Here is an 8,649-nt window from a genome sequence, read left to right as displayed (position 1 = left end):
CCTCGCCGGCGAGGACCTCCAGGGCACCTGGATCCCGTTCTGCTGGAACGGCGTCACTCTGCACGCCACCGGCGCCGCCACCGTCCGCGTCCACATCACCGCCCGGGGCCGCCACGAACTCGCCGTCGCCCTCGCCGACCCCGCAGGCCGGCCGGTGGCCGCCGTCGACTCGCTGCTGCTGCGCGTCGTCTCCGGCGACCAGCTGAAGAACGCCCGCCGCGACCCGCTGCTGAGCGTCCAGTGGCAGCCGCTCCCGCTGCCCGGCACCGCGCTGGACCGGGACGCCGAACCGATCGACCTCGCCGACGCGATCGACCTCGCCACGATGGCCGGACTCGTCGGCGCCACCGCCCCCGCCGTCACCGGCAGCGTCCTCTACCGTGTCCCCGCCACTCCCGACGGTGACGTCCCGGCCGCCGTCCGCGCCGTCGCCACCCAGGCGCTGGAGGTCGTCCGCACCTGGATCACCGAGGAGCCGTACGCCCAGAGCCGGCTCGTCGTCGTCACCCGCGGCGGCGCCGCCGCGCCCGGCGCCGACGTGGACCTCGGCCAAGCACCCGTGTGGGGACTGGTTCGCTCCGCCGAGGTGGAGAACCCCGGCCGCTTCGTCCTCGTCGACAGCGACGGCACCGAGGCGTCCGAGGCCGCCCTGACCGCCGCACTGGCCACCGGCGAACCCGAAATCGCCCTGCGCGACGGGCAGGCGTACATCCCGCGCCTGGCCGCCGTACCCCAGCCTGAGACACCCCGCGAGCAGCCCTGGGACGCCACCGGCACCGTCCTGATCACCGGCGGCACCGGCGGCGTGGGCGCCGGTCTCGCCCGCCACCTGGTCGCCGAGCACGGCGTGCGGCACCTGGTGCTGACGAGCCGGCGCGGCCCGGACGCGCCGGGCGCCGCCGAACTGCGGGCGGAGCTGGAGGAGTCCGGCGCCGAGGTGCGTGTCGCCGCCGTCGACGTCGCCGACCGGGACGCGCTGGCCGGGCTCCTCGCGGAGATACCCGGCCGGCACGCGCTGACCGCCGTCGTGCACGCCGCCGGGGTGATCGACGACGGACTCGCCGCCGCCCTCACCCCGGAACGGCTCGACGCCGTCATGCGGCCCAAGGTCGACGCCGCCTGGCATCTGCACGAACTCACCCAGGACCACGCGCTACGCGCCTTCGTGCTGTTCTCCTCGGCCTCCACCGTCCTCGACGGCGCCGGCCAGGCCAACTACGCCGCCGCCAACCTCTTCCTCGACGCCCTGGCCGCCCGGCGCGCCGCCGCCGGGCAGATCGTCACCTCCCTCGCCTGGGGCCTGTGGGCGGGCGGCGGCGGCATGGGCGCCACCCTCGACGACGCGGCCCTGGCCCGCATCGAACGCCTCGGCCTGGACTCCCTGACCTTCGCCGAGAACTTCGAACGACTGGACCTGGCCCTCACCCACGACGCCCCGGCCGTCGTCCCGGTGCGCGTCAACCACCGTGCCGTACGCGAGCGCGCCGACGACATCCCCACCCTGCTGCGCGCCCTGGTGCGCCGACCCGTCCGCCGCGCCGCCGCGATCGCCTCCGAACCGGCCGCCGCGGGCACGACGCTCGCCGACACCCTGCGCGCACTCGACGAGCGGGCACGGCTGGAGACCGTCCTGCGTATCGTCCGGACCGAGGCCGCCGCCGCCCTCGGCTACGACAGCGCCGACGACTTCACCGCCACCCGCGCCTTCGCCGAGACCGGCTTCGACTCACTCGCCGCCGTGGAGCTGCGCAACCGGCTCTCCGCCGTCACCGGACTCCGCCTCAGCCCCACCCTCACCTTCGACCACCCCAACGCCACCGCGCTCGCCGAGAACCTCGTCACCCGGCTGCTCGGCCAGGCCACGCAGACGGTCCCGGCCACCCCCGCGACCCCCGTACCGCACGCCGCCCCGGACGACGACCCGATCGTCATCATCGGCATGGCCTGCCGCTACCCCGGTGGCGTCATGCTCCCCGAGGACCTGTGGCGGCTCGTCGCCGACGGCACCGACGCCGTCGGCCCCTTCCCCACCGACCGCGGCTGGCCCACCGACCTGTACGACCCGGAGATCGGCAAGCCCGGCAAGACCTACTCCACCGAAGGCGCGTTCCTCTACGACGCCGCCCAGTTCGACCCCGCCTTCTTCGGCATCAGCCCGCGCGAGGCCCACGCCATGGACCCCCAGCAGCGGCTCCTCCTCGAAGTCGCCTGGGAGACCTTCGAACGCGCCGGCATCGACCCGCACTCGGTCAAGGGCAGCCCCACCGGCGTGTTCGCCGGTGTGATGTACCACGACTGGGGCCTCAGGCTCGGACCGCTTCCCGAGGACGTCGCCGCCTACCACGGCAACGGCAGCCTCGCCAGCGTCGTCTCCGGCCGCGTCGCCTACACCCTGGGCCTGGAGGGCCCTGCCATCAGCGTCGACACCGCCTGCTCCTCCTCCCTGGTCGCCCTGCACTGGGCTGCCCAGGCACTGCGCCGGGGCGAGTGCACCCTGGCGCTGGCCGGTGGTGTCACCGTGATGTCCACCCCGGACACCTTCACCGACATGGCCCGCCAGCAGGGCCTGGCCGCCGACGGCCGCTGCAAGTCCTTCGGCGCCGACGCCGACGGCACCGGCTGGGGCGAGGGTGCCGGTCTGCTCCTGCTGGAGCGGCTGTCGGACGCCCGCCGCAACGGGCACCGGGTGCATGCCGTCATCCGGGGCACGGCCGTCAACCAGGACGGTGCGAGCAATGGTCTGACGGCGCCGAACGGTCCCTCGCAGCAGCGGGTGATCCGGGCGGCCCTCGCGGACGCCGGGCTGGGCGGCGCCGATGTGGACGCGGTGGAGGCGCACGGCACGGGGACGCGGCTGGGCGACCCGATCGAGGCGCAGGCACTGCTGGCGACGTACGGGCAGGAGCGTCCGGTCTCGGGTGAGCCGTTGTGGCTGGGGTCGGTCAAGTCGAACATGGGTCACACGCAGGCCGCCGCGGGTGTGGCGGGTGTGATCAAGATGGTGATGGCGATGCGGCACGGTGTGCTGCCGCGCACCCTGCACGCGGAAACGGCCTCCGACCAGGTGGACTGGGAAGCGGGCCGGGTGGAGCTGCTGACGCAGGCCCGGGAGTGGCCGCAGACGGTCGGGCGTCCACGCCGGGCCGGCGTCTCGTCCTTCGGTATCAGCGGCACGAACGCGCACGTCATCGTGGAGGAGGCGCCGGAGGAGCCGGTCGCAGACGGCGCTGTTGTCGCCCCGGCGGTGCTGCCGTTCGTGGTGTCCGGCCACACCCCGGAGGCCCTGCGTGGCCAGGCGGACAAGCTCGTCGCCTTCCTCGACACCCTGTCGGACGACCGACTCGCCGCCACGGCACGCGCCCTCGCCACCAGCCGAGCGGCCCTGGAACACCGCGCGGTCGCCGTCGGCGCGGACCGCGCGGAGCTTGCCAGGGCTCTGGAGACACTCGTCGGCGCCGACAGCGTGCGGGAAGGCAAATTCGGTTTCCTGTTCACGGGGCAGGGGGCTCAGCGGCTGGGCATGGGCCGGGAGTTGTACGACGCCTTCCCCGCGTTCGCTGCCGCGCTGGATGAGGTGGCCTCTGAGCTGGATCGATATCTGGATCGTCCGTTGCGTGAGGTGATGTGGGGCGAAGATCCGGGGGCGTTGAACGCCACGGGGTATGCGCAGCCGGCACTGTTCGCCGTCGAGGTGGCCTTGTTCCGCCTCGTCGAGGCGTGGGGGGTGCGGCCGGATGTGCTGGTGGGTCACTCCATCGGTGAGCTGGCCGCTGCCCATGTGGCAGGGGTGCTGTCGCTGGCGGATGCGGCCAGGTTGGTGGTGGCTCGTGGGCGTCTGATGCAGGCGCTTCCCGAGGGTGGGGCGATGGTCGCGGTGCAGGCGTCGGAGGACGAGGTCCTGCCCCTGCTCACCGAGAGCGTTTCCATTGCCGCGGTCAACGGCCCTACGTCGGTGGTGGTTTCGGGTGCCGTGGACGAGGTGCTGGCGATCTGTGGGCACTTCTCCGCGATGGGTCGTAAGACGAGTCGTCTGTCGGTGTCGCATGCGTTCCACAGTCCGTTGATGGAGCCGATGCTGGCCGACTTCCGCGCTGTGGCAGCGGAGTTGACGTTCCGCACGCCCGAGTTGGCGGCTGTTTCGACCGTCACGGGGGAGTCGGCGACCGGTTGGCAGTCTCCGGAGTACTGGGTGAACCAGGTCCGTGCCGCGGTCCGTTTCTCCGATGCCGTCCGTGCGGCAGAGGAGTCCGGTGTCCGGACGTTCCTGGAGCTGGGCCCCGATTCCGTGCTCACCGCGCTCGGGCAGGGTTCCGTCACCGGCGAGGACACCGCGTTCGTCGCGCTGCTGCGCCGGGACCGGGACGAGCCGCGTGAGCTGCTGGCCGGTGTCGGTGCCGTATGGGCGCGTGGTGGTGACGTGGTGTGGTCGGAGGTGCTCGGCGGCCGGGACACCGGCCACCTGGACCTGCCCACCTACGCGTTCCAGCGCAAGCGCTACTGGCTCGACGTGCCCGCGAACGCGGGCGATCTCGCGTCGGCCGGTCTGGAGCCGGTGGACCACCCGATCCTGAACGCGGCCGTGGAGTCACCGGAGGACGGTTCCGTCGTCCTGACCGGCCGGCTCTCGGCGGCCGGGCAGCCCTGGGTGGCCGACCACGGGGTGCACGGCAGCGTCCTGCTGCCGGGGACCGGCTTCGTCGAGCTGGCCGTACGCCTCGGTGACCAGGTGGGGTGCCCGCTGCTGGAGGAACTCACCCTGGAGGCGCCGCTGGTGCTGCCCGAGCGGGGCGGCGCCGCCCTGCGTGTGGTCGCCGGTCCGCCCGACGCGTCGGGCCGACGCGCCCTGAGCATCCACTCGCGCCGGGACGACCTCCCCGGGCAGCCCTGGACGCGGCACGCCACGGGGTTCCTGGCCTCCGGCACCGCGCACGTCGACGGGGCGGACCTGACCCAGTGGCCGCCGCCGGGCGCCACCCGCGTCGAGTTGGACGGCGCCTACGAACGGCTGAACGAGCGGGGCTACGGATACGGGCCCGCTTTCCAGGGCCTGACGGCCGCCTGGCGGCGCGGGGACGAGCTGTTCGCCGAGGTCGCCCTGCCCGAGGGCGTGCAGGGTGAGGCCGCCCGCTACGGCATGCACCCGGCCCTGCTGGACACCGCCATGCACGTCGACGTGCTGGTCGACCACGGCGAGGGCGGTACGGAGGCGCTGCTGCCGTTCGCGTGGAACGGTGTGACGCTGCACGCCTCGGGGGCCTCGGCCCTACGGGTGTACGTCCGCCGGATCCGTGGCGCCGAGGAATCCGTGATGGTGGTCGCCGACGGCACCGGACAGCCGGTGATGACGGTCGCCTCGCTGATCTGCCGGCCGGTCTCCCCGGAGGCGCTCCGGGCCGGGAACGGCACACCGTCGGAGGATCTGCACCGCCTGGAATGGACTGCGGTGCCGGCTCCGGCGGACGGGACGCCGCCCTCGTACGCGGTGATCGGCGCCGATGGACTCGCCGGGCTGTCCGGCTCGGACGCGCCGCCCCCGGTCGTGATCGCTCCGTGCGCCACGCCGCGCGGTGACGTTCTGGACGCGATGCGCTCCGTGACCTCGGGGGTGCTCGCCCTCGTGCAGGGATGGCTGGCGGACCCGCGCACCGAGGAGTCCACCCTGGTCGTCGTCACCCAAAACGCGGTCGCCACCGCGGAGGGCGCCGACGTGGACCTGGCGCAGGCACCCGTGTGGGGCCTGGTGCGGGCGGCCCAGGCGGAGAACCCGGGGCGGATCGTCCTGCTGGACAGCGACACGCCCGCCGACGCCGAGGACGTCGCGGCCCGCCTCGCCACTGCCGCCGCCCTCCTCGGTGAACCCGAACTGGCCCTGCGCGACGGCCGTTTCCTCATCCCTCGGCTCCTCCCCGCCCTGGTGCCCGAGGGGAGCGAGCCCTGGGACACCGACGGGACGGTCCTGGTCACCGGCGGCACCGGCGGCCTGGGTGCGCTCATCGCCCGCCACCTGGTCGCCGAGCACGGCGTGCGGCACCTGGTGCTGACGAGCCGGCGCGGCCCGGACGCCCCGGGCGCCGCCGAACTGCGGGCGGAGCTGGAGGAGTCCGGCGCCGAGGTGCGTGTCGCCGCCGTCGACGTCGCCGACCGGGACGCGCTGGCCGGGCTCCTCGCGGAGATACCCGGCCGGCACCCGCTGACCGCCGTCGTGCACACCGCCGGAGTCGTCGCCCCGGGCCTGATCGGCGTCCTCACCCCCGAGAGCATCGACGCCGTCATGCGGCCCAAGGCCGACGCGGCCTGGCATCTGCACGAGCTGACGAAGGACGTGAACCTGCGCGCCTTCGTGCTCTACTCCTCGGCCGGCGGGCTCGTCCTGCCCGCCGGGCAGGGCAACTACGCCGCCGCGAACGTGTTCCTCGACGCCCTGGCCGCCCACCGCCGCGCGGCCGGGCTGCCCGCCACCTCGCTCGCCTTCGGACTGTGGGCCGTCAGCACCGGCCTCGGTGGTGAACTCACCGACGCCGACCTCGAGAAGACACGGCGACTCGGCCTGCCCGCGCTGCCCGCGGAGCGAGGCCTCGAACTGTTCGACGAGGCCCTGCGCACCCCGCACGCCCTGCTCGCCCCCCTGCCGGTCGACCGGGCCGCTCTGCACGCCCGGGGCACGGACACTCCGCCGCTGCTGCGCGGCACCGCACGCCCCGCGACCACCCGGCGGGTCGCGACGAGCGCTCCGCAGGGCGGCGGCGACCTGGCCTCCCGGCTCGCCGGGCTCAGCGCCGCCGAGCGCACCCGCACCCTCCTCGACCTCGTCGCCGGCCACGTGGCGGCCGTCCTCGGCCACGACTCCGCGGACGCGGTCGGCGCCGACCGCGCCTTCAAGGAGCTGGGCTTCGACTCCCTGGCCGCCGTCGAACTGCGCAACGCGCTCAACGCGGCGACCGGCCTGCGGCTGCCGGTGACCCTGGTCTTCGACCACCCCTCCACGCGGTCCGTGGCCGACCTCCTCGACGCCGAACTCGGCGGCGGCACCTCACAGGACACCACGTCCCCGGCCGCCGCGCCCGTCACCGTGTCCGACGATGAACCCGTCGCCGTCATCGGCATCAGCTGCCGCTTCCCCGGCGGGGTGCGCTCCGCCGACGACCTGTGGGACCTCGTCGCCCAGGGCCGCGACGCCACCGGCGCCTTCCCCGCCGACCGGGGCTGGGACACCGACGGCGTCTACGACCCCGAGCCCGGCCTGCCCGGCAAGACGTACTCCCGCGAAGGCGGATTCCTCTACGACGCCGCCGAGTTCGACCCCGCCTTCTTCGGGATCAGCCCGCGTGAGGCCGTCGCCATGGACCCGCAGCAGCGGCTGCTGCTCGAAGCGTCCTGGGAGGCCTTCGAACGGGCCGGCATCGACCCGACGAGCATGCGCGGCAGCCAGACCGGTGTCTACGCCGGTGTGATGTACCACGACTACGGAACCTGGCTGCGGCACATCCCCGACGACGTCGCCGGCTACCTCGGCAACGGCACCGCCGCGTCCATCCTCACCGGCCGCGTCGCCTACGCCCTCGGCCTGGAAGGCCCCGCCGTCAGTGTCGACACCGCCTGCTCCTCCTCCCTGGTGGCCCTGCACATGGCCTGCCAGGCGCTGCGCCGAGGCGAGGTGGGCATGGCGCTGGCCGGCGGTGTCACCGTGATGTCGACGCCGGAGATCTTCATCGAGTTCAGCCAGCAGCGCGGCCTGTCCCCGGACGGCCGGTGCAAGGCGTTCGCCGGCGCGGCCGACGGCACCGGCTGGGCCGAGGGCCTCGGCATGCTCCTCCTGGAACGCCTCTCCGACGCCCAGCGCAACGGCCACCGGGTCCTCGCGGTGATCCGCGGCTCCGCCATCAACCAGGACGGCGCCAGCAACGGCCTGACCGCCCCCAACGGCCCCTCCCAGCAGCGCGTCATCCAGCGCGCGCTCGCCGCCGCCGGCCTGACCACCTCCGACGTGGACCTGGTCGAGGGCCACGGCACGGGGACGCGGCTGGGCGACCCGATCGAGGCGCAGGCGCTGCTGGCCACCTACGGGCAGGGGCGCTCCGCCGACGACCCCGTGTGGCTGGGCTCCATCAAGTCGAACATCGGCCACGCCCAGGCCGCCGCCGGCGTCAGCGGTGTGATCAAGTCGGTCATGGCCCTCCGTAACGGGGTCATGCCCAGGACCCTGCACGTCGACCAGCCGTCGCCCGAGGTGGACTGGGAGGCCGGGCACGTCCGGCTGCTCACCGAGGCACGCCCCTGGCCGGCCCGGAACCGGCCGCGCCGCGCCGCGATCTCCTCCTTCGGCCTGAGTGGCACGAACGCGCATGTGATCGTGGAGGAGGCGCCGGGGGAGGCGGTCGCGGAGGGTGGTGTGGTCGCTCCTGCGGTGGTGCCGTGGGTGGTGTCGGCGAAGTCGGTGGAGGCGTTGGCGGCGCAGGCCCGGCGTTTGGTGGATGTGGGGGCCGGCTCTGGCGATGTGGTGGATGTCGGTTACTCGCTGGCGACGACCAGGGCCCACCTCGAGCATCGCGCGTGCGTGGTGGGTGGCGACCGTGAGGCCATGTTGCGGGGGCTGACCGCGTTGGCGGAGGGCGATGCGGACGGCGTGCCGGGCGTGGTGAGCGGCGTGTC

At 74.2% G+C, this 8,649-nt stretch carries 1 protein-coding gene; it reads left to right on the top strand.

Annotated elements, in window-relative coordinates:
• The coding region (locus tag BZY54_RS14815; protein ID WP_143668054.1) for a type I polyketide synthase at positions 1-8,649 on the top strand (8,649 nt) is incomplete at both ends.

This window comes from Streptomyces carpinensis (assembly GCF_002154505.1).
GTDB classification, from domain to species: Bacteria; Actinomycetota; Actinomycetes; order Streptomycetales; family Streptomycetaceae; genus Streptomyces; species Streptomyces carpinensis.
Note: the sequence above shows the minus strand (reverse complement) of the source record. Positions and strands in the feature narration are given on the sequence as shown.